This is a genomic window from Sulfitobacter sp. 1A15299 (assembly GCF_043556915.1).
In the GTDB taxonomy this organism is placed as follows: Bacteria; Pseudomonadota; Alphaproteobacteria; order Rhodobacterales; family Rhodobacteraceae; genus Sulfitobacter.
Genome location: NZ_JBIFFJ010000001.1, coordinates 601,626 through 627,779, shown reverse-complemented (window position 1 = coordinate 627,779; position 26,154 = coordinate 601,626). Strand labels below are relative to the sequence as shown.

The 26,154-nt window shown below is 64.9% G+C and carries 22 protein-coding genes; 6 read left to right on the top strand and 16 right to left on the bottom strand.

The window, feature by feature from the left end:
• Window positions 1-4 precede the first annotated feature (4 nt).
• On the bottom strand, window positions 5-1,975 hold the full coding sequence (locus ACGYK7_RS03070) for an AMP-binding protein (RefSeq protein ID WP_394398867.1): 1,971 nt from the start codon (window positions 1,973-1,975) through the stop codon (window positions 5-7).
• 159 nt (window positions 1,976-2,134) lie between these two features.
• Entirely contained in the window at window positions 2,135-2,557 is a 423-nt protein-coding gene (locus tag ACGYK7_RS03065; RefSeq protein WP_394398865.1) for a c-type cytochrome, read from the bottom strand.
• A gap of 127 nt (window positions 2,558-2,684) precedes the next feature.
• Between ACGYK7_RS03065 and ACGYK7_RS03060 the strand changes: the two genes are divergently transcribed.
• Both ACGYK7_RS03060 and ACGYK7_RS03055 read left to right on the top strand, forming a co-directional pair.
• Window positions 2,685-4,595 carry a PAS-domain containing protein gene (locus ACGYK7_RS03060; protein WP_394398863.1) on the top strand — a complete coding sequence of 637 codons (1,911 nt, stop codon included), beginning with the start codon at window positions 2,685-2,687 and terminating at the stop codon, window positions 4,593-4,595.
• Window positions 4,592-5,308 carry a response regulator transcription factor gene (locus ACGYK7_RS03055; RefSeq protein ID WP_394398861.1) on the top strand — a complete coding sequence of 239 codons (717 nt, stop codon included), beginning with the start codon at window positions 4,592-4,594 and terminating at the stop codon, window positions 5,306-5,308. The genes ACGYK7_RS03060 and ACGYK7_RS03055 overlap by 4 nt, the downstream gene beginning before the upstream one ends.
• A 6-nt stretch (window positions 5,309-5,314) precedes the next feature.
• On the opposite strand, the gene ACGYK7_RS03050 is transcribed toward ACGYK7_RS03055, so the two are convergent.
• Both ACGYK7_RS03050 and fdhF read right to left on the bottom strand, forming a co-directional pair.
• Complete coding sequence (locus ACGYK7_RS03050; RefSeq protein WP_394398859.1) at window positions 5,315-6,508, bottom strand: Zn-dependent hydrolase; 1,194 nt, start codon at window positions 6,506-6,508, stop codon at window positions 5,315-5,317.
• A 15-nt stretch (window positions 6,509-6,523) separates the two neighbouring features.
• Window positions 6,524-9,289 carry a formate dehydrogenase subunit alpha gene (fdhF, locus tag ACGYK7_RS03045; protein ID WP_394398857.1) on the bottom strand — a complete coding sequence of 922 codons (2,766 nt, stop codon included), beginning with the start codon at window positions 9,287-9,289 and terminating at the stop codon, window positions 6,524-6,526.
• Window positions 9,290-9,461: 172 nt separating this feature from the next.
• On the opposite strand from fdhF, the gene ACGYK7_RS03040 reads away from it, so the two are divergent.
• Genes ACGYK7_RS03040 through ACGYK7_RS03030 form a run of 3 tightly spaced genes read left to right on the top strand, consistent with a single transcriptional unit; the run spans window position 9,462 to window position 11,815 of the window.
• Window positions 9,462-10,112, top strand: a complete 651-nt coding sequence (locus ACGYK7_RS03040) for a histidine phosphatase family protein (protein ID WP_394398855.1) — start codon at window positions 9,462-9,464, stop codon at window positions 10,110-10,112.
• Window positions 10,113-10,139: 27 nt separating this feature from the next.
• Entirely contained in the window at window positions 10,140-10,763 is a 624-nt protein-coding gene (locus ACGYK7_RS03035) for a glutathione S-transferase family protein (RefSeq protein WP_394398853.1), read from the top strand.
• Window positions 10,760-11,815: a saccharopine dehydrogenase gene (locus ACGYK7_RS03030; protein WP_394398851.1), complete on the top strand. Its 1,056-nt coding sequence runs from the start codon at window positions 10,760-10,762 to the stop codon at window positions 11,813-11,815. Before ACGYK7_RS03035 ends, ACGYK7_RS03030 begins: the two co-directional genes overlap by 4 nt.
• A gap of 3 nt (window positions 11,816-11,818) precedes the next feature.
• Here ACGYK7_RS03030 and ACGYK7_RS03025 read toward each other — a convergent pair whose 3' ends face one another.
• The 12 genes from ACGYK7_RS03025 to ACGYK7_RS02970 all read right to left on the bottom strand — a co-directional run bounded on the left by ACGYK7_RS03025 (window position 11,819) and on the right by ACGYK7_RS02970 (window position 24,947).
• Window positions 11,819-12,550 carry an SDR family NAD(P)-dependent oxidoreductase gene (locus ACGYK7_RS03025; RefSeq protein ID WP_394398850.1) on the bottom strand — a complete coding sequence of 244 codons (732 nt, stop codon included), beginning with the start codon at window positions 12,548-12,550 and terminating at the stop codon, window positions 11,819-11,821.
• A complete protein-coding gene (locus ACGYK7_RS03020; protein ID WP_394398848.1) occupies window positions 12,547-13,113 on the bottom strand; it encodes a DUF3833 family protein in 567 nt (188 codons plus the stop codon). The genes ACGYK7_RS03025 and ACGYK7_RS03020 overlap by 4 nt, the downstream gene beginning before the upstream one ends.
• Entirely contained in the window at window positions 13,110-14,345 is a 1,236-nt protein-coding gene (locus ACGYK7_RS03015; RefSeq protein ID WP_394398846.1) for an MFS transporter, read from the bottom strand. Before ACGYK7_RS03015 ends, ACGYK7_RS03020 begins: the two co-directional genes overlap by 4 nt.
• Window positions 14,342-15,130, bottom strand: coding sequence for a DUF1365 domain-containing protein (locus ACGYK7_RS03010; protein ID WP_394398844.1), 789 nt, complete (start codon window positions 15,128-15,130; stop codon window positions 14,342-14,344). The genes ACGYK7_RS03015 and ACGYK7_RS03010 overlap by 4 nt, the downstream gene beginning before the upstream one ends.
• Window positions 15,127-16,446: an NAD(P)/FAD-dependent oxidoreductase gene (locus ACGYK7_RS03005; protein ID WP_394398842.1), complete on the bottom strand. Its 1,320-nt coding sequence runs from the start codon at window positions 16,444-16,446 to the stop codon at window positions 15,127-15,129. The genes ACGYK7_RS03010 and ACGYK7_RS03005 overlap by 4 nt, the downstream gene beginning before the upstream one ends.
• A 137-nt stretch (window positions 16,447-16,583) precedes the next feature.
• Window positions 16,584-17,597, bottom strand: a complete 1,014-nt coding sequence (locus ACGYK7_RS03000) for a pyridoxal-phosphate dependent enzyme (RefSeq protein WP_394398840.1) — start codon at window positions 17,595-17,597, stop codon at window positions 16,584-16,586.
• Entirely contained in the window at window positions 17,598-18,839 is a 1,242-nt protein-coding gene (locus tag ACGYK7_RS02995) for a DNA recombination protein RmuC (RefSeq protein ID WP_394398838.1), read from the bottom strand. It lies immediately after the preceding gene.
• Window positions 18,839-20,734 (bottom strand): DNA mismatch repair endonuclease MutL, encoded by a 1,896-nt coding sequence (gene mutL / locus ACGYK7_RS02990; RefSeq protein WP_394398836.1) that lies wholly within the window; start codon window positions 20,732-20,734, stop codon window positions 18,839-18,841. The genes ACGYK7_RS02995 and mutL overlap by 1 nt, the downstream gene beginning before the upstream one ends.
• A 297-nt stretch (window positions 20,735-21,031) precedes the next feature.
• The gene (locus ACGYK7_RS02985; RefSeq protein WP_394398834.1) at window positions 21,032-21,961 is read right to left on the bottom strand and encodes a metal ABC transporter permease; all 930 of its coding nucleotides are present in this window, start codon (window positions 21,959-21,961) and stop codon (window positions 21,032-21,034) included.
• Window positions 21,958-23,163, bottom strand: a complete 1,206-nt coding sequence (locus ACGYK7_RS02980) for a metal ABC transporter permease (protein ID WP_394398832.1) — start codon at window positions 23,161-23,163, stop codon at window positions 21,958-21,960. Before ACGYK7_RS02980 ends, ACGYK7_RS02985 begins: the two co-directional genes overlap by 4 nt.
• Window positions 23,160-23,954 (bottom strand): metal ABC transporter ATP-binding protein, encoded by a 795-nt coding sequence (locus ACGYK7_RS02975; RefSeq protein WP_394398830.1) that lies wholly within the window; start codon window positions 23,952-23,954, stop codon window positions 23,160-23,162. The genes ACGYK7_RS02980 and ACGYK7_RS02975 overlap by 4 nt, the downstream gene beginning before the upstream one ends.
• A 3-nt stretch (window positions 23,955-23,957) precedes the next feature.
• Entirely contained in the window at window positions 23,958-24,947 is a 990-nt protein-coding gene (locus ACGYK7_RS02970) for a metal ABC transporter solute-binding protein, Zn/Mn family (protein WP_394398828.1), read from the bottom strand.
• 176 nt (window positions 24,948-25,123) lie between these two features.
• On the opposite strand from ACGYK7_RS02970, the gene deoC reads away from it, so the two are divergent.
• Window positions 25,124-26,137 carry a deoxyribose-phosphate aldolase gene (gene deoC / locus ACGYK7_RS02965; protein WP_394398826.1) on the top strand — a complete coding sequence of 338 codons (1,014 nt, stop codon included), beginning with the start codon at window positions 25,124-25,126 and terminating at the stop codon, window positions 26,135-26,137.
• Window positions 26,138-26,154: the final 17 nt, after the last annotated feature.

Genomic DNA, 26,154 nt, shown 5'->3' with positions numbered 1-26,154 from the left:
GCGCTCATTCCGCCGCCATCCGTGCGCTGGTCGGCTGCACGGCAGCCTCCCGAATTTCGAGCGTCGCCTTGATCGAGCCCTTGCGGCCGTCCTCGTAGGTCACTTCGGTCTCGGTGCTGACCTTGTCGGAGCCGTCGTAGAGTGCGGCGATGATGTCGGCGTATTTCTCTTCGATGATCTTGCGGCGGACCTTGCGGGTGCGCGTCAACTCACCGTCGTCGGCATCGAGTTCCTTGTGCAGCACGACGAAGCGGTGCACCTGGCAGCCCGAAAGCATTTCGTCCTCAGCGACCGAGCGGTTCACCTCCTCCACATGGCTCTGAATCGTGTCCATCACCTGCGGATGCCGCGCCAGTTCCTGATAGGAGGCGTAGCCGATGTTGTTGCGCTCGGCCCAGTTGCCGACCGCCGTCAGGTCGATGTTGATGAAGGCGGTGCATTCGCTGCGGCCGTTGCCGAAGACCACGGCCTCGAGAATGTTGGGGAAGAACTTGAGCTTGTTCTCCACGTATTTCGGCGCGAACAGGCTGCCGTCGGCCATCTGGCCCACGTCCTTGGCGCGGTCGATGATGCGCAGATGGCCTGAGCTTTCCTCGATGAAACCCGCGTCGCCGGTGGCGACCCAGCCCTCGACATCCTTGGTGTCGGCGGTGCTTTCGGGGTTCTTGTAGTATTCCACAAAGACGCCGGGCGAGCGGTAGAAGACCTCGCCATTGTCGGCGATCTTCAACTCCACGCCCGGGCAAGTCACGCCCACGGTATCGCTGCGCACCTCGCCATCGGGCTGGGCGGTGATGAACACCGTCGCCTCGGTCTGGCCGTAGAGCTGTTTGAGGTTGATGCCCAAGCTGCGGTAGAAGTCGAAGATTTCCGGCCCGATCGCTTCACCAGCGGTATAGCCCACCCGCACGCGGCTGAAGCCGAGCGTGTTCTTCAACGGGCCATAGATCATCAACTCGCCGAGCGCATATTTCGCGCGGTCCATGAAGGAGACCTTCTTGCCATCCAGAATGGCGGGGCCGACCTTGCGGGCATGGGCCATGAAGGTGTCGAAGAGCCATTTCTTGAACCGGCTCGCGTCCTCCATGCGGATCATGACGGAGGTCAGCTGCGTCTCGAACACGCGCGGCGGGGCGAAGTAATAGGTCGGCCCGATCTCGCGCAGGTCGACATGCATCGTGTCGGCGCTTTCGGGACAATTGGTGCAGAACCCGGTCCAGAGCGCTTGGCCCACGGAGAAGATGAAGTCGCCGACCCAAGCCATCGGCAGATAGGCGAGGATTTCGTCGGTCCGCTTGAGATTGTCGAACTCCGAGGAGGACTTCGCCGTTTCGATCACGTTGCGGTTTGAAAGCACCACGCCCTTGGGTTTGCCGGTGGTGCCCGAGGTATAGAGCATCACGCCAGTGGAATCGTAATCCAGCTTGGCCTGACGGGCTTCCAACTCGGCGATATGTTTCTCGCGGTTGGCGCGGCCCATCTCCTGCACGGCGGTATATTGGTCGAGCTTGGAGTGGTCGTATTTGCGCAATCCGCGCGGGTCGAGGTAGATCATCCGCTCGAAGTCAGGCAGTTGGTCCTGCACCTCGATGATCTTGTCGACCTGCTCCTGATCGCCCACCACGGCAAGACGCGCGCCGCAATGGCCCATGACATAGGCCATCTCTTCGGCATTGGCGTCCTGATAAAGCGGCACCGGCACGGCCCCGGCCATCTGCGCGGCCATCATCGCCCAGTAGAGATAGGGACGGTTGCGCCCGATGATGGCGACGAAATCGCCCTCGTTCAGCCCCAGTTCGAGAAACCCGAGGGCCAGCGCCTCGACCTCGTCGCGGGTCTGCGACCAGGTCCAGCTTTGCCAGATCCCGTATTCCTTCTCCCGGTAAGCGGGGGCGTTTGCGAACTTACTTGCGTTGCGGTGCAACAGCGCCGGCACGGACTGAGATCCGTCGGCACGCGTCAGCGGCTTGGCCAAATTGTCTTCCTCCCATGCCCGCCCTCCCCGGCGGGTTCGATCGCTTGTACGATTCTATGATCTCACAAGTGACGTTCTCTTTTTTGTGGAGGTCAACTTTTTCCTGATCTTTTCCGAATTCTAACGAATTGTTACAGCGCCGCCGCGCCCCATTTTCCGCTAGTCGATCCCATTGGCGCGCTGCACTTCGCGCACATAGGTCACGATGGATTTCACCTCTGCCGGGGTAATCCCTTCGACCGGGGGCATGTTGCCGAAAGACCAGTGATGCTGGCGCACGCCATTGGTGGCGGCGACCATGAAGGATGCGTCGCCGTGATGACTGGGCTCATAGATCTTATGGATCAGCGGCGGACCACCCCCCTCGCGCCCGGCGGCGTTGACCCCGTGGCAGGCGGCGCATTTCGCCTCGAACGCCCGCGCGCCGATCTGCGCGGGGCCGCTCAGGCTTTCCGGGACGGTGACCTTTACCATGGCCGCGCCACGCACGGCGGGGGCCGGGGCTTCTTCGGTCTGCCACCAAATATACCCGCCTGCCAAGACCAGCGCCGCCGCCGCGCCCGCTCCGATTTTCTTGTTCATGCTCTGCCTTTCCGGTTTCCAATCGGCGCGCTTCTCGGGGCCTCCAGCGCAAGAAGGTCAAGCGCGATTTGCGCGCGGCTCTTTGCCTTTCGCCCGCGCGGTGCTAGCCCTATGCGAAAGGATGACGATGCAGATCACCGACGACCAAACCAAAGCGCTGACCAATGCCGGTCTGAACCTGATCGCTCAGGCGCTGACCATCTATGACAGCGACCTTCGGCTCGCGGTCTGCAACGCCCCGTTTCAATCCATGTTCGACCTGCCGGACCGGCTGGTGACCCCCGGCGCGCCCTTTGAGGATACGATCCGTCATCTGGCTGGCACCGGCGAATATGGCGAGGTGGGGGATGTCGACGCCTTCGTGGCCGAGCGGGTGGAACAGGCCCGCGCCTTCGTGCCGCATTACATGGAGCGGACCCGCTCGAACGGGCGCACGATCAGTGTCGAAGGCTCGCCCCTGCCCCAAGGCGGCTGGGTCACCGTCTATACCGACATCACCAACACCAAGCGGCAAGAGGCGCTGTTGCGGGCACGCTCAGACGCGCTGAGCGATCAACTGTTGTCCCATGCCGAACAACTGGCCGCCACGAACCGCCAGTTGGAGGCGACGATCACAGCGCTGGAGGAGGCCAAACGACAGGTCACCGAAAGCGAGGCCCGCACCCGGTTGACGACCGAGATGATGCCCGCCCACATCGCCCATGTCGACGCGAGCGGGCATTACATCTACTCCAACCGCCGCCTCAGCAGCGTGATGCCGGGGCGGCCCAGCAACATCTACGGGCTGCATATCAGTGACGCGCTTGGGGCGGCGGCCTATGCGCGGATCAAGCCCGCGCTGACGCAAGCCTATGCGGGCAGCCCGGCGGTGATCGAATTCACCCATGACGAATCCGCCCGCCGCATCCGCGGTGCCTTTACCCCCGACGGGCGCGGCGGGGTCTATATCCTGTCGATGGATATCACCGAAGAGACCCAGACCCGCGTGGCCCTGCAACAGACACTGAAGCGCGAGTTGGCCTCGCGGATGATCTCTGGGCTGGCGCATGACTTCTCGAATCTTTTGACGATCATCCTCGGGATGCAATCGAAACTGGCCCGGCTGCCCGACATGCCGCCGCAAGCGGGCGAATTGATCGAAGGCACCTTGGCCGCCGCGCGGCGCGGCGGCACGCTGCTCAGCTCCATCGCCGATGTGACCGAACCCCGCGCCCTGCGCCCCGTGGCCACCGACCCCGCCGCCCTGATGAGTGAGCTTTCGACCCTCGCCGCCCCCACCCTGCCGCCGAAATGCGCGCTGGTGGTGCGCAATGACGTGCCCGAAGGGGCGGTGCTGCTCGACAAAGGCCGGGTGCAGGATGCGCTGTTGAACCTCATCCTCAACGCCCGCGACGCCTGCGGCGCGCGGGGCACGATCACGCTGACGCAGCGGCTGGTGCATGACACATGGATCGAATGGGTGATCCACGACACCGGACCGGGCTTTGCGCCCTCCGCGCTGGAGCGTGGGGTCGAGCCTTTCTTTACCACCAAGGGCAGCGAGGGGTCGGGGCTGGGCCTGTCGATGGTCTATGACATGACCAAATCCTCAGGCGGTGATCTGCGGCTGAGCAATGCGCCTGAGGGCGGCGCGCAGATCAGCCTGCGTCTGCCCTACCGCGCCGCCGTGCCCGCCACCACCGGGCTGGTGCTGCTGGTCGAAGACACCACCGACATCCGCGCCGTGGTGCGCGACATGCTGATGGATCAGGGCCATTCGGTGATCGAGGCGACCAGCGCGGATGAGGCCACCGCCCTCATCGCCGATCTGCCCGACATCGCGCTGGTGCTGTCGGACATCCAGCTTTCGGGCGAAGGCACCGGGATCGACCTTGCCCGCCGCGTCGGCAGCAGCCTGCCGCTTTTGCTGATGACCTCCCTGCCCCCCGATCACCCGCTTTTCGTCGAGGCGCAAACCCTCGCGCCGGTGCTGCGCAAACCCTTTGAAAAAGACGATCTGCAAGCACTGATCGCCCCATTGAAAGCCACCGCCCCATGAGCCGTGATACCGCCCCGCGCCCGCTGGTCACCATTCTGGATGACGAACCCGAGATCCGGCAGATGCTGTCGGATACGTTGGAGGAAGCGGGGTTTGACACGCTCAGCTTTGGCCGCGCGCGGGCCTTCGAGGCCGCATTGGCCAGCCATACGCCCGATGTCTGCCTTGTCGATCTGTCGCTGCCCGACACCGACGGGCTGACGCTGGTGCACCGTCTGGCGCTGGAACAAGGCGCCATCGTCATCATCATTTCGGGCCGCGCGCAGGTGCAGGACCGGGTCACGGGGCTGGAGCTTGGCGCCGACGACTACATCATCAAACCCTTCGACCCGGCCGAAGTCGTGGCCCGCATCCGCGCCCGCCTGCGCAGCGCCAAGCCCACGCCGCAGGCCGGCACCACGGCGCGGTTCAACGGCTGGACCGCGCATTTCGACCGCTATGTGCTGCAGGATGCCACGGGCGCCGAGGTCACTTTCTCCCATGCCGAGGGCGAGGTGCTGCGGCTCTTCCTCGACGCGCCGAAGCGGCTCATTAGCCGCGCGCAGATGCAAGAAAGCCTCGGCGGTGTCGCCTCGGAAAGTTTCGACCGAGCGATGGACGTGCGCATCTCGCGGCTGCGCACGAAGCTTGGCGAAGACCCGAAGAACCCACAGTTGATCAAGACGATCTACGGCGCGGGCTATATCTTCCTCGGCGATGTGGCCTGGGACTGAGCGCGTTTAGAGCGCCGCCACCGCCCGCCCCAGCACCTCGACTGCCGCGACCAAATCGGCTTCATCCGTGTCTTCCTCGAAGGCATGGCTGATCCCGCCGATCGACGGCGCGAACAGCATCGCCACCGGCATCAGCCGCGCCACATTGGTCGCGTCATGCAGGGCACCCGAGGGCATCTTGCGCCATTTGCCCGGGGCCACAGCTTCAGCCGCCTTCGCCAGCGCATCGCGCAGCCGCGCGTCCATGGCAACCGGCTCAAGCCCCAGCATCGGGCCAAAGGACAACTCCATCCCGCGTGTCTCGGCCACCTCTTGCGCGGTTTCGCGTATGATCTTCTCCATCCGCCCCAGACGGTCGCTATCGCCGTCGCGCCATTGCATGGAAAACACCGCCTTGCCCGGCACGATGGACGAAGCATTGGGGTGCAGACTGACATGGCCGATGGTCCAGACGGTGCTCGGCGTCACCACATTGCGCAGCCGGTCGTTGAGTAGGCTGTTATACTCCGACACCGCCTGAAAGGCATCGCGCCGCACCGCCATCGGCGTGGTGCCCGCGTGGTTCTGCTGGCCCTTGAAGGTCACCTTCATATCGCGAATGCCGACGATGTCAGTGACAACACCGATCTGCTCACCACTGTCATCCAGCGTCGGCCCTTGTTCGATGTGCAACTCGATATAGCCGGTGAACTGCGCGGGATCGACGGGGCCGGTGACCATATCCGTCATCGCGCGGCGCGCCTCGGCCAAGCTGACCCCGGCATGATCGGTGAGGCCGTCAGCATCCACCTGATCCAACGCGCCGGACCAGACGGTCGAACCGGTGGTCACGCCAAAGCGCCCCTCTTCGTCCTGAAAGGACACGACCGAGACCACAGGCCCTCCGGCCTCACCCGCTGCGCGGGCGACTTCAAGCGCGGCAATCACGCCCAAGGCCCCGTCAAGCCAGCCGCCTTCGGGCTGGCTGTCGGAATGCGACCCCAACAAAATCGACGGCCCCGCGGCCAGACCAAAGAGGTTGCCCATGGCATCGACCTCGACCTTCAGCCCCGCATTGCGCATCCGCCCGGCAAGCCATTCGCGTGCCTCCACATCGGCAGCGGAATAGGCGGGGCGCACCACACCCTTGCCCACACCCGCCGCGCCGATGGCGCGCAGATCGTGCAGGTCTTTCAAGAAACGGGCGGCATCAATCTTCATTCTTCCAAACTTTCCTTACTCGGCGGCGACGGCTCCTTTCGCCGCCTCCACCCTGACGGCAGAGAACTTAAACTCCGGGATCTTGCCATAGGGGTCAACCGCCGGATTTGTCAGGATATTCGCCGCCGCTTCGACATAGGCGAAGGGCAGGAAAACCATGTCGGGCGCCACCGCGCGGTCCGCGCGGGCCATGATCTCGATACTGCCGCGTTTGGTCGACAGCCGCACATGCTCCCCCGGGGTCACACCAAGGCGGCGCAGGGTCGACGGGTGGAGCGAGCAATTCGCCTCCGGTTCCAGCCCGTCGAGCACTTTGGACCGCCGCGTCATCGAGCCGGTGTGCCAGTGCTCCAACTGCCGCCCGGTGGTCAGGATCATCGGATAGGCCTCATCCGGCGCGTCATCCGGCGCCACGATCGCGGCGGGGGTGAATTTGGCGCGGCCTTCGGGCCGGGGGAAACCTTCGCTAAAGACAATCGCCTGCCCGGGATCGTTTTCGCTGAGCGACGGGTAGGTCACTGCATTCTCCTGCGCCAGCCGGTCCCATGTGATGTTGTCGAGCGAGGCCATGTTGCGCTTCATCTCGGCAAAGACCTCTGCCGGGCTCTCGTAGTCCCAGCCCAGCCCCAGCCGGTTGGCCAGTTCCACCTCGATCCACCAATCCTCGCGCGCCTCTCCGGGCGGCGTCACCGCCGGGCGGCCCATCTGCACCTGCCGGTTGGTGTTGGTCACCGTGCCTGCTTTCTCGGCAAAGGCCGAGGCGGGTAGGATCACGTCGGCGTAATTCGCCGTCTCGGTGAGGAAGATGTCCTGCACCACGAGGTGGTCGAGTTTGGCGAGCGCCGCGCGGGCGTGATCGACATCCGGGTCCGACATCGCCGGGTTTTCGCCCAGCACATACATCGCCTTGATCTCGCCCTCGTGCACCGCATCCATGATCTCGGTCACCGTCAGCCCCTTCTCGGCGCTGAAATCGCCCGAGCCCCAGACCTCGGTGAAGGCCGAGCGCACGCCATCGTCCTCCACCGGCTGGTAGTCGGGCAGAAACATCGGAATGAGGCCCGCATCCGAGGCGCCCTGCACGTTGTTCTGCCCGCGCAAGGGGTGCAGACCGGTGCCGGGGCGGCCGACATGGCTGGTCATCAGCGCGAGGCTGATCAGGCAGCGCGAATTGTCGGTGCCGTGAATATGCTGGCTCACCCCCATGCCCCAGAAGATCATCCCCGCCTTGGCCCCGGCGAAGGTCCGCGCCACGTCGCGCAGCACCTCGGCCTCGATGCCGCAGACGGCGGCCATGGCCTCGGGCGGGAAGTCCTTCAGATGCGCCTTCTCGGCCTCCCAATTCTCGGTATAGGCCTTGATGTATTGCTCGTCGTAGAGACCTTCCTCCACGATCACATGCATGATCGCGTTCAGCATCGCCACATCGGTGCCGGGGCGGAACTGCAGCATATGGGACGCGAACCGGCGCAGGCCCTGCCCGCGCGGGTCCATGATGATGAGCTTGCCGCCGCGTTTGCTGAACTGTTTGAAATAGGTCGCGGCGACGGGGTGGTTCTCCACCGGGTTGGCGCCGATCACGATGGCCACGTCGGCATTCTCGATCTCGTTGAAGGTGGCGGTGACGGCACCGCTGCCCACATTCTCCATCAGCGCCGCGACCGAAGAGGCATGGCAGAGCCGCGTGCAGTGGTCGACGTTGTTATGCCCGAACCCCTGCCGGATCAGCTTCTGGAACAGATAGGCTTCTTCGTTGGTGCATTTGGCACTGCCGAAGCCCGCCACCTCGCGCCCGCGCCCTTTCAGACCCTTGGCGGCAAAATCCAGCGCCTCGTCCCATGTCGCCTCGCGAAACACCTCGCCCCAGTTGCCGGGATCGACGTTCAGCCCCTTGGCGGGGGCGTCGTCGCGGCGGATCAGCGGTTTGGTCAGACGGTGCTCGTGGTGGATATAGTCAAAGCCGAAGCGCCCCTTCACGCAGAGCCGCCCCTCATTGGCCGGGCCGTTGATCCCTTCGACATATTTGACCTTGTTGTCCTTCACCTTCAGCGAGATCTGGCAGCCGACACCGCAGAAGGGGCAGACGCTGGCGACCTCGCGGTCAAAGTCGGCAGAATCGCCAACCTGTGCCTCGTCGACCACGCTGGCGGGCATCAGCGCCCCCGTCGGGCAGGCCTGCACACATTCGCCGCAGGCCACGCAGGACGAGGCGCCCATGGGATCGTCGATGTCGAAGACCGGATAGGCGTCATGGCCGCGCCCCGCCATGCCGATCACGTCATTGACCTGCACCTCGCGGCAGGCACGGACGCAGAGGTTGCATTGGATGCAGGCGTCGAGATTGACCCGCATCGCCACATGGCTGTCGTCCAAGAGCGGCACGCGGTCGCGCTCCAACTTCGGGAAACGGCTTTCCTCTACGCCGCTCTGCGCCGCCATCTCGCGCATGTGGCTCGACCTGTCATGCGCCACCTCCTGCGCGGGTTGATCGGCCAGCAGCAATTCCATCACCATCTTGCGCGCATTCTGGGCCCGGGGGTTGTTGGTGGTGACGACCATCCCCTCGGCAGGCTCGCGGATGCAGGAGGCCGCCAGCACGCGCTCGCCCTCGATCTCAACCATACAGGCGCGGCAGTTGCCGTCGGGGCGGTAGCCGGGGGCGGGTTTGTGGCACAGATGCGGGATTTTCAGACCCCGACCGTTCGCGACCTCCCAAATGGTCATGCCGGCCTCGGCCTCGACGGTCTGCCCATCAAGCGTGAATGTGATCCTCTCGGCCATGGCTGCCTCTCCCCTTGGCTATTGCCCAAACTATAGGCAAAATCCGGCGCTTGTCAGGGGCCAATCCCGACACCCCGTCACGGATAAACGCCGCGCCAGTGCATTGCGGCGCATCGCATTGTATGGCCCGGCAAGCTGCCCTATCACTTGGGCGAACAGTGAAAGCCATTTGATGTCCCACATTACCCTGATCCGCCACGGCCAAGCCAATTCCACCGCCAAGGACGAACTGAGCTATGACCAACTCAGCCCGCTTGGCCATGAGCAAGCCGCCTGGCTAGGGGATCATCTGCGCCAGAGCGAGACCTATCACACAAGGCTCTATACCGGCACGCTGACCCGCCATATCGAAACCGCGGAGGGGATGAACACCGGGCTGGAGCCGATCCGCGACGCGCGGTTGAATGAGCTGGAGTATTTCACCCTCGCCAATCTGATGGAGCAGCAGCACAAGGTGCCCTTCCCCCGCGAGGGCGAGTTCGTGCACCACCTGCCGCAGGTCTTCGACTATTGGAAAGCGGGCAAGCTTGCCGATACGCCAGAGACCTATGAAAGCTTTGAGACGCGGGTGCAATCCGTCCTGACCGAGATCGCCGAGGGCGAAGGCCCGGCGCTGGTGGTGACCTCGGGCGGGCTGATCTCTTTGGCGATGGCGCAGGCGATGGGCGTGGGGATCCCAGCGATGGCGCGGCTGGCGCTGGCGATCATGCATACTTCGATGCACCGGCTCTTTCCCATCGGCGGGCATTGGTCGCCCGTGCTGTTCAACGCCGTGCCGCATCTTGACCGTCCCGACCGCCGCCTTGCACAAACGCATATGTAACCCCCCTCGCCCGCGAAAGGCTGACCCATGCTGAAACTTCACTACGCCCCCGGCACGATCTCGGTCGCCGTGGCCATCGCCCTTGAAGAAGCGGGGCTGGCCTATGAGCCGGTAAAGGTCGATTTCGCCAGCGCCGAACAGACCGCCGCGCCCTATCTGGCGCTGAACCCCAAGGGCCGGGTGCCGACCCTCGTGACCGAAGCGGGCAGCACCCTGACCGAGACCGGCGCGCTCTTGGACTATGTCGCCGCCCGCGCGCCCGAGGCGGGGCTGGTCCCTGCCGATCCTGAACGCGCGGCCCATATGCGCGGGGTGATGTACTACCTCGCCTCCACCATGCATGTGGCCCATGCGCATAAAATGCGCGGCCACCGCTGGGCCGATCAGCAATCCAGCTTTGACGATATGAAAGCCAAGGTGCCGCAGACCATGGCCGATTGCGCGGCCTATCTCGAAAACCACGCCTTCCGGGGTGATTTCGTGGCGGGCGATGGCCTGTCGCTGGCCGATCCCTATCTCTTTGTCGTTTCGGGATGGCTGGCCGGTGACGGGGTCGACCGCGCGGCCTACCCACAGCTTGATGCCTTCGCCGCCCGCATGGAAAACCGTGCCAGCGTCAAGGCCGTGCGCGCGAAAGGATTCTACGCATGACCCATCTATGGCTCCGCGCCGAGCAGCGCGACAATGAGACCCGCACGGGGCTGACGCCCGAGGGGGCCGCCGCGCTGATCGCTTCCGGCATGAAGGTGAGCGTCGAAGACAGCGACAGCCGCGTGATCCCCACCGCCGCCTATGCGCAGGCGGGCTGCGAGATCGTTCCGGCCCATAGCTGGCCCGACGCCCCGCGCGCTGCGGTGATCTTTGGCCTCAAGGAACTGCCCGAAGACGGCACGCCCCTGCCGCATACGCACATCATGTTCGGCCATGCCTACAAGGGCCAATCCTCGGGCCGCAAACTACTGGAACGATTCAAGGCCGGCGGCGGCGCGCTGCTGGATTTGGAGTACCTGACCGATGACAATGGCCGCCGCGTTGCCGCCTTTGGCTATTGGGCGGGTTTCGCGGGGGCAGCCGTCTCAGTCAAATGCCGCATCGCACAGCTGCGCGGAGAGACCTGCGGCCCCGTCGCGCCCTACCCCGACGCCGAAGCGCTGAAAGCCGCGCTGGCCGAAGAACTCACGCGGGTTGACGCAAGCGGCGATCGTGCGCTCGTGATCGGGGCCTTGGGCCGGGTGGGCCGTGGGGCCAGCGATCTTTGCGCGGCTCTGGGCATCCCCGTCACCGGCTGGGACATGGCAGAGACGGCCCATGGCGGACCCTTCCCCGAAATCCTCAACCACGCCTATTTCTTCAACTGCATCCTTGCAGGGCCAGACACCCCCGCCTTCGTCCGCCCCGATGCCCCCGAAGCAGAGCGTGCCCTGCGGGTGATCGGCGACATCGCCTGCGACCCCGACAGCGCTTTCAACCCCGTGCAGGTCTATGACCGCGCGACCACTTGGGCGGCGCCCGCCCTGCGCGTGCATGACACTCCGCCACTGGATGTGATGGCCATCGACAACCTGCCGTCCATGCTGCCGCGCGAAAGCTCTGAGGATTTCGCGGGCCAGTTGCTGCCGACCCTGCGGTCGCTGCCAGAGACGGACAATGCTGTCTGGCAACGGGCGCGCGACCTGTTCGATCAGCATGTCGCCGAGGTCTGACCCTCAGGAAAAGAACCGGTAGTACAGCCAATCCGGCAGAAAGCGCCCCAACCGGAACAGCAGTGAGAAGCCGTAAGGAAAATCCAGTTTGAAACTGTCGCTGTTCATATGCTCGAAGACGCGGCGCGCGGCGGCGTCCGGCTCCATCAAAAAGGGCATTTTGAAATCATTCTTGTCGGTCAACCGGGTCTTAATAAAGCCCGGGTTGATCGCCTGCACCTGCACGCCGGTCTTGCGCAGATCGGCATGCATGCATTCCGCCAAGGACAGCGTCGCCGCCTTGGAGGCCGTATAGCCGATCGAGCCGGGCAGCCCGCGATAGGCGGTCAAGCTGGAGGTGATGACGATATGCCCGTGATTCCGCGCGACCATCTGCGGCACCACCTGCCCCAAGACGCGCATCAAGCCGGTGAAATTCACATCTGCCATGGTCACGCCATGCTCTGCCTGCCACTCCCGCGCGCCAAAGGGCCAATAGGCCCCCGCCAGATAGACCAGCCCGTCGATTGGCCCCACATCCTTAGCCGCCTGCGCGACGTCTTCGTCGTCGGTCACATCCATGACCCGCACCCGCGCCCGGCCCGGCAGGGACTGCGCAAGTTCGGTCAGCTTGTCTTCGGACCGGGCAGAGAGGATCACCTCGGCCCCGGTGCGGCTCAACTGATGCGCCAGCGCCGCGCCAAGCCCGTCGCTTGCGCCCACCAGCCAATAGGTCTTGCCTTGCCAGTCTTTCATCTTTCCTCCGCCGGTCGCAGGGTGGCGACCAATTCTGCTACTTTGATCCCGAATTTCCGAAACTGACTGCGATTGACGATGGTGCCATCGGGGGTGAGATACATCCAATCGACGGTTTTCAGCACATGGCTGCCCAGTTCCTCGGGCAGTTGGATACGATAGCGCAGCTGCAATGTCGGGCCAGCCTGAACGCCCTGCCCCACCCCGATCACATCCGGCGCGGTGCTGGTGAAACGGCCATTCTTCCCCAGCGTCACGGTCCATTCGCGCTGCTGACGCGAGCCGTCGTTATAGCGGAAACTCTCGGCCACGGTGGCGACATCGCCCTCCCAGGACACGTCGAACTTGGCCGTAAAGCTGCTGGTGACCCGGCCAAGGGGGCCGAAAATCACACCCTCGCAGATCATCTCATCGCGCAGATGCAAGCGCAGGTCGAAGACGGGGAAGGAATCCACATAGTCGCTGGGCGATTGGCCATGAAACTCCCCCAACCGGCGGCGCAGGAAAGTGAGCAATAGACCAAGGCCCAGCCCGACAGCGATAAAGATCAGCGGCTCTGTCACGATGTCTCCACGTCTTTGGCACCGGCGAGAAGAGCGATCGCCAGCAATTTCAGGGCGCAAGGTACACCGGCATAGAACCAGATCAACAGGGAGATGGAGGACCTGGAACTGGTTCCCGTCGCGGTCTGCAACCCTGCGCCTTCTAAGGCGGGAAGTAGGGCCGCCGCCGCGAAAGCCAAGGTCAGTTTGGACACGAAAGACCAAAGGCCGAAGCCTTCGGCCGCCGAGGGGGAAATCTGCGCCATACGGCTGGCGAACATGGCAGGCAATAGGGTCAGATCAGCCCCCAAGACCGCGCCGGAAGCCAGACAGACCAAGGCGAAAAGCATCACATCCCCCGGCCCCAGAAACAGCGCCCCGCCGAAGGCTGCGATGCCCAAAGCCATCGCAACCAAGAGCACCCGGCGTGGGCCATGGCGTTCGGCCAGCATCCCCCAAAGCGGTGCCGCCGCCGCTGCCGCGATGAAAACCAGCAGCAAGAGCGGCCCCTCCCATCCCGGTGCCTCAAGCGCCAGTTCGACGTAGAAGAGAAACAGGGTCGAGGTGACGGCCACCGGGGCGGCATTGACCAGCGCGATGAGCAACAGCCGCCGCGCCTGCCCGTCGCGCAAGACGGTGCCGAAACCGCTGGCGCCCGGCAGCCCTGACGCCCACCACTCTCTGCGCATCGCCACCACGGCCCAGAGCGCCAGAACCGCGAAGCCCACCGCGAAACCGGCAAAAGGCCGATCCAGCGCCAAGCCCAGCAGCAGCGGCGCGACCGAGGCGAGACAGACGCCCAAAAGCGCCCCGGTCTCGCGCCAGCGGGCGAGGGTCAGATGCCCGGCACCCGCCAGGCTGTCAGCCTTGGCCACGCCTTGGGCATAGAAACAAATGGTCAGAAAGCTGAAGGCCGAGAAGACCAGCGTCAGCATCAGGGCGAACCACAGCACGGGCGCCATCGGCGCGGGCACCGCGAAAAGCCCCAGCATCGCCAGCGCCATCACCGCCCCCGCCACCGTCACCGCCAGCCCGCGTTTGTAGCGGAGCGCTTGTGCCAGCCACCCGAGTGCCGGGTCTTGCACCACGTCCAACAGCCGCAGACCAAAAAGGACAGAGCCAAGCGCCGTCAGCGAAACCCCGTATTCATCGACATAGAACTTCGGCGCGTGAATGTAGATCGGCAGCCCCGCCGCGGCGAGCAATGCGGCGAAAAGCGCATAGGCGGGCAGCCGGGCCGCGCGCGCCCTCATCGCCCGCCCGCGCCATGGGCCGCATCACGGGAAACCTCGGCCTCAGGCGCCTCGGGGCGGTTGCGGAACCCCGCCCCCTTGAGCCAGAGCTTCAGCGCCTGCCAGTGGATCAGCGCCAGCACCCGCCGCGCCCCAAAGGGGCGGCGCAGCAGCGACCAGAGGATGCGGCCATTGGTCAGCGGCGCCCGCGGACCGGTCAATGTGGCGATCAAGCCGTTCTCCCCATCCGAGAAATCGATCCAGATGCCGATTCGCTCAGCGCGGATGTCGAAGCGAAAGACATAGCCGCCCGAGATGTCCTGAAAGGGCGAGACATGCATGAGCTTTGCGGCCCGCAAGCGATCCTCGGGCGCGATGGGGCGCAGGTCGGGGTGGTGGCAGAGATAGGAATGCCGGTCGCCATAGGTATTCGTGACCTCGGCGATCACGGCAATCAGCGCGTCATCGGCCCGACGGCAGAGCCAAAAGCTGACCGGGTTGAAGACATGGCCCAGCACCCGCGGCTGCGCCAAGAGTTCGATCCGCGCGACCCCTGTGATGTCATGCGCCGCCAAAACCTCGCGCACCCAAGGGGCGCCGCGCCCCTGCCCCGGCGCGCCGCCGTGGTCGCTGTCGTGCAGGCTGGTCACATTCGCACCATTGCGGGCGAACAGAGTGGGCGCAGTCAGCGCCTCGGCCTCGGCGTCGCAGATCACATAGTCGACCGAATAGCGGAAACGGTTCTCGACCGCGCCCTTGCGGCCATGGAAGGTCTGGCCGCGGATATGATCGACCTGCGCCGTCACTCCGCCGCCAGAGGCGCCGCCCGCGCGGCCTGCATCCGTTCGACCACATCCACCGCGCTGGCCAGCCCGTCTTCGTGGAAGCCATTGCGCAGCCATGCCCCGCAGAACCATGTGTTATGACTGCCGTTGAAGGCGCGCACCTCGTCCTGTGCGGCCAAGGCGGCAAGGTCATAGACCGGATGGCGCAGGGTCACTTGGTCATAGATCAACTCCTCGCGGATGCTGCGTTTGGTGTTGAGCGTGACAAAATGCGGATCATCCTGCGGGATCGGTTGCAGCGAGTTCATCCAATAGGTCAGGTCGATCCGGTCGGACTTCTGCACACGATCCTCGGTATAAACCCACGACGCCCAAGTAGAGCGCCGCTTGGGCATGATATTGGCATCGGCATGTAGCACGATGTCATTGGGCTGGTAACGGATTGCGCCAAGGGCGCGTTGCTCGGCCTCTGTCGGATCGGCAAGCATCGCCAACGTGTCGTCGGAATGGGTGGCAAAGATCACCTCGTCGAACGCCTCCCATTCGCCACCATAGGCGCGGACCTCGACCCCCTGCGCCGTGCGGCGCACCGCCTGCACGGGGCACTCGGTGCGCAACGCGACACCCTTCGCGCGCAGGGCGCTTTCCAACCGGTCGACATATTGGCGCGAGCCGCCCTTGACCGTGTACCACTGATGCTGGCCGGAATAGTTCAACAGCGCGTGGTTTTCGAAAAAGTTGACCATGGCATGGGCGGGGAAATCCATGATCTTTTCCGTCGGGGTGGACCAGATCGCGCCCGACAGGGGCGAGAGGTAGAAGTCGCGGAAATAGCGCCCGGTGCCCAGTCGGTCGAGAAACTCCGCGATGGTCATCGACGGGTCACGCGACACGGCCAGCGCGTTCTTGTTAAAATGCAGAATGTCCCGCAGCATCCGCAGGAAAGGCGGGCTGAACATATTACGTTTCTGGGCAAAGACCGCGTTGAAATTGGTCAGCGCATATTCCAGCCGCCCGCCGTCGATCGACGCGCCAAAGCTCATGTTCGAGGGCACAACCGGCACGTCCAGTTCAGCAAAGAGCGCGGCAAGATGCGGGTAGTTGGCATAGTTGAACACGATGAACCCGGTATCGACCGGCTGATCGCCATTCTTGCCCGCGATCACCGTCCGCGCATGGCCGCCGATCTTGGCCCCTGCCTCGTACAGGGTCACATGATCCGCAGGCGCCAGCATATGCGCCGCCCCCATGCCGGAAATCCCACCGCCGATCACGGCGACACGCCGCCCAAGCGGCTGTTGGGGGAGAGTGCTGTCGTTCAGAGCTTCAAAAGGCATAGGGGTCCTGCTTTGGTCCGGAACTTTGGATATGGGGCACCCACGGGTAAAGGGGAGTTAAAGTTGCAGCGCCCGATAGATTTTCTTGGAAGACGTCACGCAGCATCGCGACCGCGTGAACAGCCCTTTGGGGGGCACTAGGACAGCAGGCTATCGAGCGCCGCTTGCCCGCGGCTGAGCTGGCCCAGATAACTGTCGGTGTCGATATTGGCCCCGCAAACGATCACCCCGACACGCCGCCCGGCCAATTGGCTGCGCAGAGGGCCCAGCGCGCCGGCCATCGCGGCCCCGGCGGCAGGTTCCACCGCCAGTTTCGCCGCCTGTTGCAGCACCACCATTCCGGCGCAGATCGCATCGTCGCTGACCGTCACCACATCGTCGACATAGACCGCGCAAAGCGCATGGCCGAAGGGCAGCGCCATCGGCGGGGCAAGGCTGTCGGCGATTGTGTTGACCTCAGGGATGGTGACCGGCGCGCCGGAGGCGAGGCTTTGCGACATGCTGTCGGCGCCCTCGGGCTCTACGCCATAGACCCGGCAGGCGGGGTTGACCGCCTTGACCGCGGCGGCGACACCGCTGATCAGCCCGCCACCGCCGACCGAGACAACGACCGCGTCCAACTCCGCCACCTGCGCCATCAATTCCAACCCTACCCCGGCGGTGCCGAGCGAGGTGTGCAGCCCCTCGAAAGGATGGATGAAGAACCGCCCCTCTTCGCGCACCAACCGCTCGGCCTCGGCAAAGGTTTCTTGCCCGGCGGGTTTCAGGATGACCTCGGCCCCGGTGGCACGGGCAAGAGCGACGCGAAAGGGATTGGCGTTGTCCTGCATCACCACCTTGGCGCTGATGCCGAGCTTGGCCGCGGCCCAGCCTGCGGCAATGGCGTGGTTGCCCGCACTGGCCGCGGTGATGCCGCGCCCGCGGCTGTCATCGTCAAGCTGTCGCGCCACCGACAGCGCGCCGCGAGCCTTGAAGGTGCCGGTATGCTGGAAACACTCCAGCTTGAGCGTAACCCGCGCGCCGCCCAGCACCTCGTCGATCATGGGAGAAGACAGCGTCACCACCGGCGTTTGCAAAATATCGCTGCGCAACGCGGCGGCCCGCGTCTGCATCGCCTCCAGCGTCATCCCGGTAATGTCCACGTCATTCATTCAGCCGTTCCCTTCGGGTGTCCTTAGGGGAACAATAGCCTCGGTTTTGGCTTCTGCCAGTTCTTCGAAGTCGAAATTATGCAAGCGCCCCGCGCGTTTGGCGGCTTTTTCGCTGCTGACTTTGATCTCTTCCACATCGCGCCGCGCTTGGCTGAAATGCCGGTCGAGGTTGCCCACCCGGGTCGCCAGACGTTCGACATCCTTGTTCAGGTTGCCCAACTCCTTGCGGATCGCGCCTGCCTGTTCACGCATCCGCGCGTCCTTCAGGATCGCGCGCATGGTGTTGAGCGTGGCCATGCAGGTGGTCGGGCTGACGATCCAGACGCGTTTCTCGAAACCTTCGCGGACGAGTTCGGAGAAATTCGCGTGCAATTCGGCATAGACCGCCTCGGAGGGCAGGAACATCAAGGCGCCTTCCGCCGTCTCCCCCTCCAGAATGTATTTGTCGGCGATGGCATTCAGGTGCACCCGCACGGCGACCTTCATCTGCTGGGCGGCGGCGCGGGTCTCGGCTTCGGTCTTGGCGCGGCGCAGGGCCTCATAGGCTTCCAGCGGGAATTTACTGTCGATCACGATCGGCCCCGGCGGGTTGGGCAGATGGATCAGGCAATCGGGCCGCTTGCCGTTGCTGAGCGTGGCTTGCAGCGAATAGCTGTCCGAGGGCAGCGCCTTCGACACGATATCGCGCAGCTGAATTTCACCGAAGGATCCGCGCGTCTGCTTGTTGCTCAGAATGTCTTGCAGCGACAGCACGTCGCCCGAAAGTTTGGTGATATTGTCCTGCGCCTTGTCGATAGAGGCGAGCCGTTCCTGCAACTGCGCAAGGCTTGTGGTGGTGCGTTTGGACGAGCCGTGCAGCGTCTCGGTCATGCGCTGCTGCATCTCGGCCAGCGAGCGCGCCGAGCGGGCGGCGTTGTCGGCCAGACGGTCCTGCATCTGCTGTTGCACATAGGCCAGCCGCGCTTCCATCGTCTGCATCATCTGCGCTTGGGTATTGCTTTGCGTGTCCGAGACCATTTGCAGCCCCCCGCGCAACTGCTCCTGCCCCTGTCCCAACTGCTGCACATGCCCGCCAAGCACCCGCATCTGCTGCGCCAAGGGGGCAGCCACACGGGCCGAACGGCCCGCGGCGCGGACCGCCATGATCAGCAGGATGATTATGAGTAAGAGCAGCCCGCCCCCGGCAAGGGCGGCCAGCGTGACAGGGTCGGAGAGGGTCAGGGTCGTACCGTCAAACGCCATCAAGTGCGCCCGAACAGCCGTTCGATATCGGCAAGTTTAAGCTCCACATAGGTGGGCCGCCCGTGGTTGCACTGGCCCGAATGCGGCGTCGTCTCCATCTCGCGCAGCAGCGCGTTCATCTCTTCGGCGCGCATCCAGCGGCCCGAGCGGATCGAGCCATGGCACGCCACCCGGCTCAGGATCGCTTCGATCTTGGCCTGAACGATGTTGCTGCTGTCGCCCTCGGCCAATTCGTCGAGCACGTCGAGGATCAGCGCCCGGGCGTTCACGGTGCCGAGGATCGCAGGCGTCTCGCGCACCGCGATGGCGCTGCCGCCGAAGGCTTCGATGCCAAGGCCGAGCTTGGCCAGTTCCTCGGCCAGTTCCAGCAGGCGCGCGCAGTCATTGGCGGATAGTTCGACGATTTCGGGGATCAACAGCGCTTGGGCCGCGACGCCGTTCTCGTTCATCTGCCGTTTGAGTTTCTCATAGACCAGCCGCTCATGCGCCGCGTGTTGATCGACGATGACCATGCCATTGGCGGTCTGGGCGATGATGTAATTCTCATGCACCTGCCCCCGCGCGGTGCCCAAGGGGTAATCGGGCGCGGGGGCGGCCTCTTCGGCTTCGGAGGCGGCGGCGGCGGCATGGCTCGGCGCGGGCATCTCGGGCAGCGGCGTGCCCTCAACCCGGCCCCAAACGCCTGCGGTCTCGGCAAAGCCGGGGGCCTGTGCCTGATAGGCAGCTTGCCGCGCGGCCGGGCTGGGCCGGTCCATGCCCGCGCGGTCCATCTGGTAGACCCGCGCGCCCTGCGGCTGGGGCTGCATTGCGCCCAAGGTCGCCTGCGCCACGGTGGTCGAGGCGCGGTGGCCCGCTTCGGCCAGCGCGTGGCGCAGGGCCGAGACGATCAGCCCGCGCGCCAGCCCCGGATCGCGAAAACGCACTTCGGATTTCGCAGGATGCACATTCACATCGACCAGCGTTGGCGGGCATTCCACGAAAAGCGCCGCCGCCGGGTGGCGGTCCCGGCTGAGGAAATCGAAATAGGCGCCGCGCAGCGCGCCTGTCAGCAGCTTGTCCCGCACCGGGCGGCCATTGACGAAGAGGTATTGCGCCACGGCAGAGCCGCGCGAATAGGTCGGCAGGGCGGCAAAGCCGGTCAGATGCAGCCCCTCGCGCATGGCGTCGATGGGCAGGGCATTCTCGGCAAACTCCCGGCCCAGCACCTGCGCCAGACGGCCATGCAGCGCCTCGAAGAGATCGCCCTGCTCGGCCTCGGCGCGGAACACATCGCGGCCCTTGCCGTCACCCGAGACATCGCGCAGCACGAAACGCACGAAAGGCTCGGCCATGGCCAGCCGCTTGATGACATCGCCGATCGCCTGCGCCTCGGCCCGGTCGGTGCGCAGGAACTTGAGCCGCGCGGGCGTGGCGAAGAACAGATCGCGCAGGGTGACGATGGTGCCGCCGTTCAACGCCGCCGGGCGCACCTCGCCCATGCGGCCCCCGTCGACGGTGATCTCGGCCCCGTCGAACCCAGCCGCGCGGCTGGTGATCGTCAGCCGCCCGACAGCACCGAGCGACGGCAGCGCCTCGCCGCGGAAGCCGAAGGTGTGGATATCCAGCAGGTCAGAGCCGTCGATTTTAGAGGTGGCATGACGCGACAGCGCCAGCGGCAAATCTTCGGGCGCGATGCCGCAGCCATCGTCCGTCACGCGGATCATCGTCTTGCCGCCGTCGGCATACTCCACGGTGATGCGCCGCGCGCCCGCGTCGATGGCGTTCTCGACCAATTCCTTGACCGCCGAGGCGGGGCGTTCGACCACCTCGCCCGCGGCGATGCGGTTGATCGCGGAATCGTCCAATTGACGGATGACGGGGCGATTTTCGCTTATATTGGGGGTCGGGCTGGGCATACCGCAAGACCTAGCATGGCGGCTTTTGATTCTGCCAGATGTGAATGCGTCTAGTGAGGGCTGGGTATCAGAGGTTCTGCGCAAAGTCAGCGGACCGCCGCCAAAGGTGGGGCGATCCGCTGCTGGGTCGGCTACTCGGCGCACTGGTGCTTTTGTTATTCCGGTCTTATCAGAGCGGCGGGCGACCCGGGTGGAGGTCGTCTCCGGCGGAGCTTGCCACCTGTATAGACGCAGGACGATTCGCAGGTCAAAGCAAAATCGAATCAGTCGCCGAGAAAACGAATCGCTGCGATTCGGTCAAACGTTGGGCGCGGCGGCGCCTCTATGCCGATGTGGGCCCATCAAGGCCGCTGCGCCAAGGATCAGCCCGGAGACGGTCGCGATCATCCCCGCCGCCGAGACCGAATCCCGCAGCCCGATCCACAGCGGCCCGTATCCCGCGAGGACATAGCCTAAAATCGCCGCCACGGTGGCAAAACCCACCGACCATGCGATCTGATGCTCGAGCCGGTTGGTCATCATCCGCGCGGCGGCGGGCGGGCAGATGAACATGGCGATCACGATGATGCTGCCCACCGCGTCAAAGGCGGCCACGGCGGCAATGGCGGCGACGATCACCAGCCCAAGGCCCAAAGGGCCGGTCTTCATCCCGATGGTGCGGGCAAAGCCTTCGTCGAATGTGCTGATCTTGAGCGGGCGCCAGAACACCGCCGTGAAAAGCGCAACGAAAAGAAGCGTGACCGCCATGCGCGGCAGCTCCACCGGGATGGTCGCCAACGCCTCGGGGTCGAGCAGCGACGCCCAGCCGGTGGCATCCAGCCAGATCAGGCTTTCGAGGTTGCCATAAAGCGCATGTTCCACGTCGAGATGCACATTGCTGGTGTCGGATTGTTCCAGCAGCAGCACGCCGCCCGCGAACATCGCGGTAAAGACGACCCCCATGGCCGCCCCGGATTCGATCTTGCCCAAACGCCGCACGCCTTCGATGGCCAGCACGGCGGCCAGCGCCGCGCCCGCCGCGCCCAAGAGCATCGGCCAAGTGCTGACCACGCCGGTCAGCAGGAAGGCCACGACGATCCCCGGCAGCACCACATGGCTGATCGCATCGCCGATCAGCGCTTGGCGGCGCAGGACAAGGAAGTTCCCCGGCAAGGCACAGGCCACGGCCACGAAGATGCCCGTCAGCATCGGCACCAAAGACAGGGGGACGAATTCGGAACCGTTCATGCCATCACCCCGCCGCGCATGTCGATGCGGCTGTCGATTTCGCGGATTTGGTCGGCGGTCAACACCGTTTCGATAGGGGTCAGACCGTCATACTGCTGGGCTGCCGCCTCGTAGGCCGGATCGCGGCGGATCAGTTGCCAGCGGGTTTCATCGCGCAGCGCCTTGGCGGCGCGGCCCCGGCCCGCCTTGGTAGCGACCCCATCGGGCAGGGCGTAGCCCTCGGCCCGTAACAGGCGCAGGGTGCGTTGTTCGTAGATCGGCTGCCCATGAGCCAAGGCCAAGAGCCCCTGCCGCAGATGGACCCGACGCTGATAGCGCCGGTGCCGCAGCAGCGCCGAGAGCGCGCCGCGCCGGGGCGCCAAGAGCAGCGACAGGGCAAAGAGCGCGAAACCCACCAGCACGATGATCGGCCCCGTGGGAAGGTTCGGCGCCGCCGCCGACAGCGCGGCACCGACATAGGCGGCAATCCCGCCCATCAGGCCCGAGATCAACACCACGTGGTCGGTCCGCTCGCTCCAGAACCTTGCGGTCACCGGCGGGATGATCAAAAGCGCCACGATTAGGATGAGACCGACGATCTTAAGCCCCACGACCGTGACCGCCAGCACCAGCCCCATCATCGCGAGATCGGTGCGCGGCACGTTCTGGCCGATGGCGGTGCCGTATTCGGGATCGAAGGAGGCCAGCGTCAGCGGGCGGCGCAGCAGCAGCACCAGTGCCAGCGTCAACGCCGCGGCAGCGGCGATGATCAGCGCATCGTTGCGCAGCATCCCGGCGGTGGAGCCTAGAAGGAAATCCTCCAGCCCCGCCTGCTGCCCGGCGCTCATGGTCTGGATCACCGTAAGCAGCACGATGCCAAGGCCAAAGAAGACCGACAGGACCGAGCCGATCGCCGCATCCTCGGCCAGCCGGGTGCGGTTGCTGAGCCATGAGACCAAGAGCAGCCCCGCCGCCGCCGAGAGTGCGGCCCCCAGCAGCAGGCCAATCAGGTTGCGCCCATCACCGCCCAAAGCGACCATCACCATAAAGGCAAGCGCCACCCCGGGCAGTGTCGCATGCGAGATCGCATCGCTCACCAACGCCCGTTTGCGCAGGAAAAGGAAGGTGCCGCCAACGCCCGCCGCCATGCCCAAAAGCGTGGCCCCCAGCGTCACCAAGGTGGCGTTATAGCCCAGTTGCAGTGTCAGCGCGTCCCAGATCATGACAGTTGCAAGGCATCCATCTGCGCGCCTGCCAAACGCCCGCCATAGGCGTCTTGCAGGTGGTTGGACTTGAAGACCTCCGCGACGCTGCCCTCGGCCACGCGGTGGGTGTTGATCAGGAAGACATTGTCGAAATACTCAGGCACCGTTGACAGATCATGGTGCACGGCGACGACCGTCTTGCCCGCATCCCGCAGGGATTTCAGCACCGCGATGATCGCCTTTTCCGTCGCCGCATCGACCCCGGCAAAGGGCTCGTCCAGCAGGTAAAGATCCGCATCCTGCGCCAAGGCCCGCGCAAGGAACACCCGCTGCTGCTGGCCGCCGGAAAGTTGGCCGATCTGGCGGGTGGCGAAATCCTGCATCCCGACGCGGGCCAGACAATCGGTGGCGCGGGCGCGGTGCACGGGGCGGATGCGGCCCAGAAGGCCCAGTTGCGGGTAAAGCCCCATCAGCACCACGTCGATCACGCGGGTTGGGAAGTCCCAATCCACGCTCGCGCGCTGCGGCACATAGGCGATGCGGTGGCGCTGCTCGGCCACGGGTTTACCATAGACGGTGGCGGTGCCCGCCAGCGGGGTCAGGATGCCCAACGCGGCCTTGAGCAGTGTCGATTTCCCCGCCCCGTTCGGGCCGATGATCGCGGTCATCTTGCCCGGCTCGACGGTCATATCCACCGAAAAGACCGCTGGCTTCTGCCCGTAAGAAACGGTCATGCCACGCAGGGCGAGCGGGCTGTCGGTGCGAGCGGTCGGCGCGGTCCCGCGCGTGCTGGCGAGTTCAAGTGTCATGGATCAGCTTCCCTGTGCCAGCTTGCCGGTCATCCCGCCCGCATCCACCGGCGCGCCAAGCGCGCGGGCAATGGTCGTGACGTTGTGATCGATCATACCGATATAAGTGCCCTCATAGCTGCCCGGTTCCCCCATGGCGTCACTATAGAGCGACCCGCCGATCACGACCTCATGACCGCGCGCCGCCGCGCCTTCGACCAGCGCGCGCATGTTACGGTCAGACACCGAGGTTTCGACGAAAACCGCGCCAATCCCACGTTCGACAAGCTCATCAACCAGCGAAGAGATGCGATTGAGCCCCGCCTCGCTGTTGGTCGAGATGCCTTGAATGCCGATCACCTCGAAGCCAAAGGCGCGTCCGAAGTAGCCAAAAGCATCATGGGCCGTGACCAGAACGCGTTGGCCCTCAGGCACCTGCGCCACGGTCTCGGCGGCATAGGCGGCAAGCTGATCCAGTTCCGCGCGGTAAGTCTTGGCATTCGCGGCAAAGGTCTCGCCCCCCGCGGGATGCGCTTCGCTCAGCGCGCGGGTCACCTCATTCACCACGGCGATCCATGTGTTGGGGTCCATCCAGACATGCGGGTCATAGCGGCCCTCGTAATCCGGGTGGCTGAGCAAACCGTCCTTGGGCAGCGCATCGGCCACGGCGATCACGGCGCGTTTGCGGCCCAGATCTTCAAAGAACCGCTCCATCTGCGCTTCAAGGTAAAGGCCGTGCCAGAGCACCAGATCGGCCCGCGTCAGCGCCACGATGTCGCTGCGGGTCTGGCGGTAGCTGTGCGGATCGACCCCCGACCCCATGAGCGAGCGGACCTCGACCAGATCGCCACCGATACGCCGGGCGGCGTCGGCGATCATGCCGGTGGTCGCGACGACATTGAGCTTCTCCGCCGCGAAGGCGGCGGGCGCGGCCCCGAGCAGGGCAAAAGCGCTCAGGCTGCCGATCAAAGCGGTACGGCGGGACGGGCGAAAGGGATCAGATGCATGTGTCATGGGGTATTAGTGAGAACGATTCTCAATTAAGTCAACAGTTGAGAATGGTTCTCATTAACAATTTCCGCATTTCGCCTGTTTTTCAGGCATTCGACCGGTGACGCGGGGTTAGCGTCGCTTGCTTTGGCCCCTGCCTCATGCCATTTTGCGCGCCTGACCAAACCGGAGAGACCCCGATGGCCACCCAGACGACCCCGCAGCACCGTGAGACAGAGACCGACGCGCCGGGCCATCTGCCCCAGGTCACCGAACCCCGCGTCGAACCGATGCCGCTTGATATGGATTGGCTGCGTTCGGTGCAGGCGAATACCTCGGCGATCGAGCGCCGCGCCGCCGCCCTGCCCGCCCGCCGTTCGCTGAAAAAGGACCACCAAGCCGCGTGGTTGCTGCGCGCGGTGACCTGTATCGACCTGACGACCCTCTCGGGCGACGATACCGCGCGCCGGGTCGAGCGGCTTTGCGCCAAGGCGCGACAACCGATCGCGCCCGATCTGCTTGAGGCGCTTGGCATGGCGCCGATCACCACCGGCGCGGTCTGCGTCTATCACGAGATGATCCCCGCCGCGCGGCGCGCGCTGGAGGGCACGAACATCCCCATCGCCGCCGTCTCAACCGGCTTCCCGGCGGGGCTGTCGCCCTTGGAACTGCGCATTCGCGAGATCGAAATGAGCGTCGAGGCCGGCGCGAGCGAGATCGACATCGTGATCTCGCGCCGTCATGTGCTTTCGGGCGACTGGCAGGCGCTTTACGATGAGATGCGCGCCTTCCGCGAGGCCTGCGGCGAGGCTCATGTGAAGGCGATCCTCGCCACCGGCGAATTGGGATCGCTGCGCAATGTGGCACGCGCGTCGCTGGTTTGCATGATGGCCGGGGCCGATTTCATCAAAACTTCGACCGGCAAGGAAAGCGTCAACGCCACCCTGCCCGTGAGCCTCGTCATGATCCGCGCGATCCGTGAGTATTACACGCGCACTGGCGTGCGCGTGGGCTACAAGCCCGCGGGCGGCATCTCAAAGGCCAAGGATGCGATCACCTATCTAGCGCTGATGAAGGAAGAGCTGGGCGACCGTTGGTTGCAGCCCGACCTGTTCCGCTTTGGGGCATCCTCGCTCTTGGGCGATATCGAGCGGCAGTTGGAGCATCATGTGACCGGCAATTATTCGGCGGCTTACCGCCACGCGACCGCCTGAGCCCGTTGCAGGCTGCG

Bases quoted from the DNA above. Each gene is read 5' to 3' on its own strand.
- fdhF (WP_394398857.1), bottom strand. From the start codon at position 9,289: ATGGCCGAGAGGATCACATTCACGCTTGATGGGCAGACCGTCGAGGCC.
- ACGYK7_RS02985 (WP_394398834.1), bottom strand. From the start codon at position 21,961: ATGAACGGTTCCGAATTCGTCCCCCTGTCTTTGGTGCCGATGCTGACG.
- ACGYK7_RS02980 (WP_394398832.1), bottom strand. From the start codon at position 23,163: ATGATCTGGGACGCGCTGACACTGCAACTGGGCTATAACGCCACCTTG.
- mutL (WP_394398836.1), bottom strand. From the start codon at position 20,734: ATGCCCAGCCCGACCCCCAATATAAGCGAAAATCGCCCCGTCATCCGT.
- ACGYK7_RS02970 (WP_394398828.1), bottom strand. From the start codon at position 24,947: ATGACACATGCATCTGATCCCTTTCGCCCGTCCCGCCGTACCGCTTTG.
- ACGYK7_RS03035 (WP_394398853.1), top strand. From the start codon at position 10,140: ATGCTGAAACTTCACTACGCCCCCGGCACGATCTCGGTCGCCGTGGCC.
- ACGYK7_RS03050 (WP_394398859.1), bottom strand. From the start codon at position 6,508: ATGAAGATTGATGCCGCCCGTTTCTTGAAAGACCTGCACGATCTGCGC.
- deoC (WP_394398826.1), top strand. From the start codon at position 25,124: ATGGCCACCCAGACGACCCCGCAGCACCGTGAGACAGAGACCGACGCG.
- ACGYK7_RS03060 (WP_394398863.1), top strand. From the start codon at position 2,685: ATGCAGATCACCGACGACCAAACCAAAGCGCTGACCAATGCCGGTCTG.
- ACGYK7_RS03005 (WP_394398842.1), bottom strand. From the start codon at position 16,446: ATGCCTTTTGAAGCTCTGAACGACAGCACTCTCCCCCAACAGCCGCTT.
- ACGYK7_RS02995 (WP_394398838.1), bottom strand. From the start codon at position 18,839: ATGGCGTTTGACGGTACGACCCTGACCCTCTCCGACCCTGTCACGCTG.
- ACGYK7_RS03065 (WP_394398865.1), bottom strand. From the start codon at position 2,557: ATGAACAAGAAAATCGGAGCGGGCGCGGCGGCGGCGCTGGTCTTGGCA.
- ACGYK7_RS03025 (WP_394398850.1), bottom strand. From the start codon at position 12,550: ATGAAAGACTGGCAAGGCAAGACCTATTGGCTGGTGGGCGCAAGCGAC.
- ACGYK7_RS02975 (WP_394398830.1), bottom strand. From the start codon at position 23,954: ATGACACTTGAACTCGCCAGCACGCGCGGGACCGCGCCGACCGCTCGC.
- ACGYK7_RS03015 (WP_394398846.1), bottom strand. From the start codon at position 14,345: ATGAGGGCGCGCGCGGCCCGGCTGCCCGCCTATGCGCTTTTCGCCGCA.
- ACGYK7_RS03040 (WP_394398855.1), top strand. From the start codon at position 9,462: ATGTCCCACATTACCCTGATCCGCCACGGCCAAGCCAATTCCACCGCC.
- ACGYK7_RS03055 (WP_394398861.1), top strand. From the start codon at position 4,592: ATGAGCCGTGATACCGCCCCGCGCCCGCTGGTCACCATTCTGGATGAC.
- ACGYK7_RS03030 (WP_394398851.1), top strand. From the start codon at position 10,760: ATGACCCATCTATGGCTCCGCGCCGAGCAGCGCGACAATGAGACCCGC.
- ACGYK7_RS03000 (WP_394398840.1), bottom strand. From the start codon at position 17,597: ATGAATGACGTGGACATTACCGGGATGACGCTGGAGGCGATGCAGACG.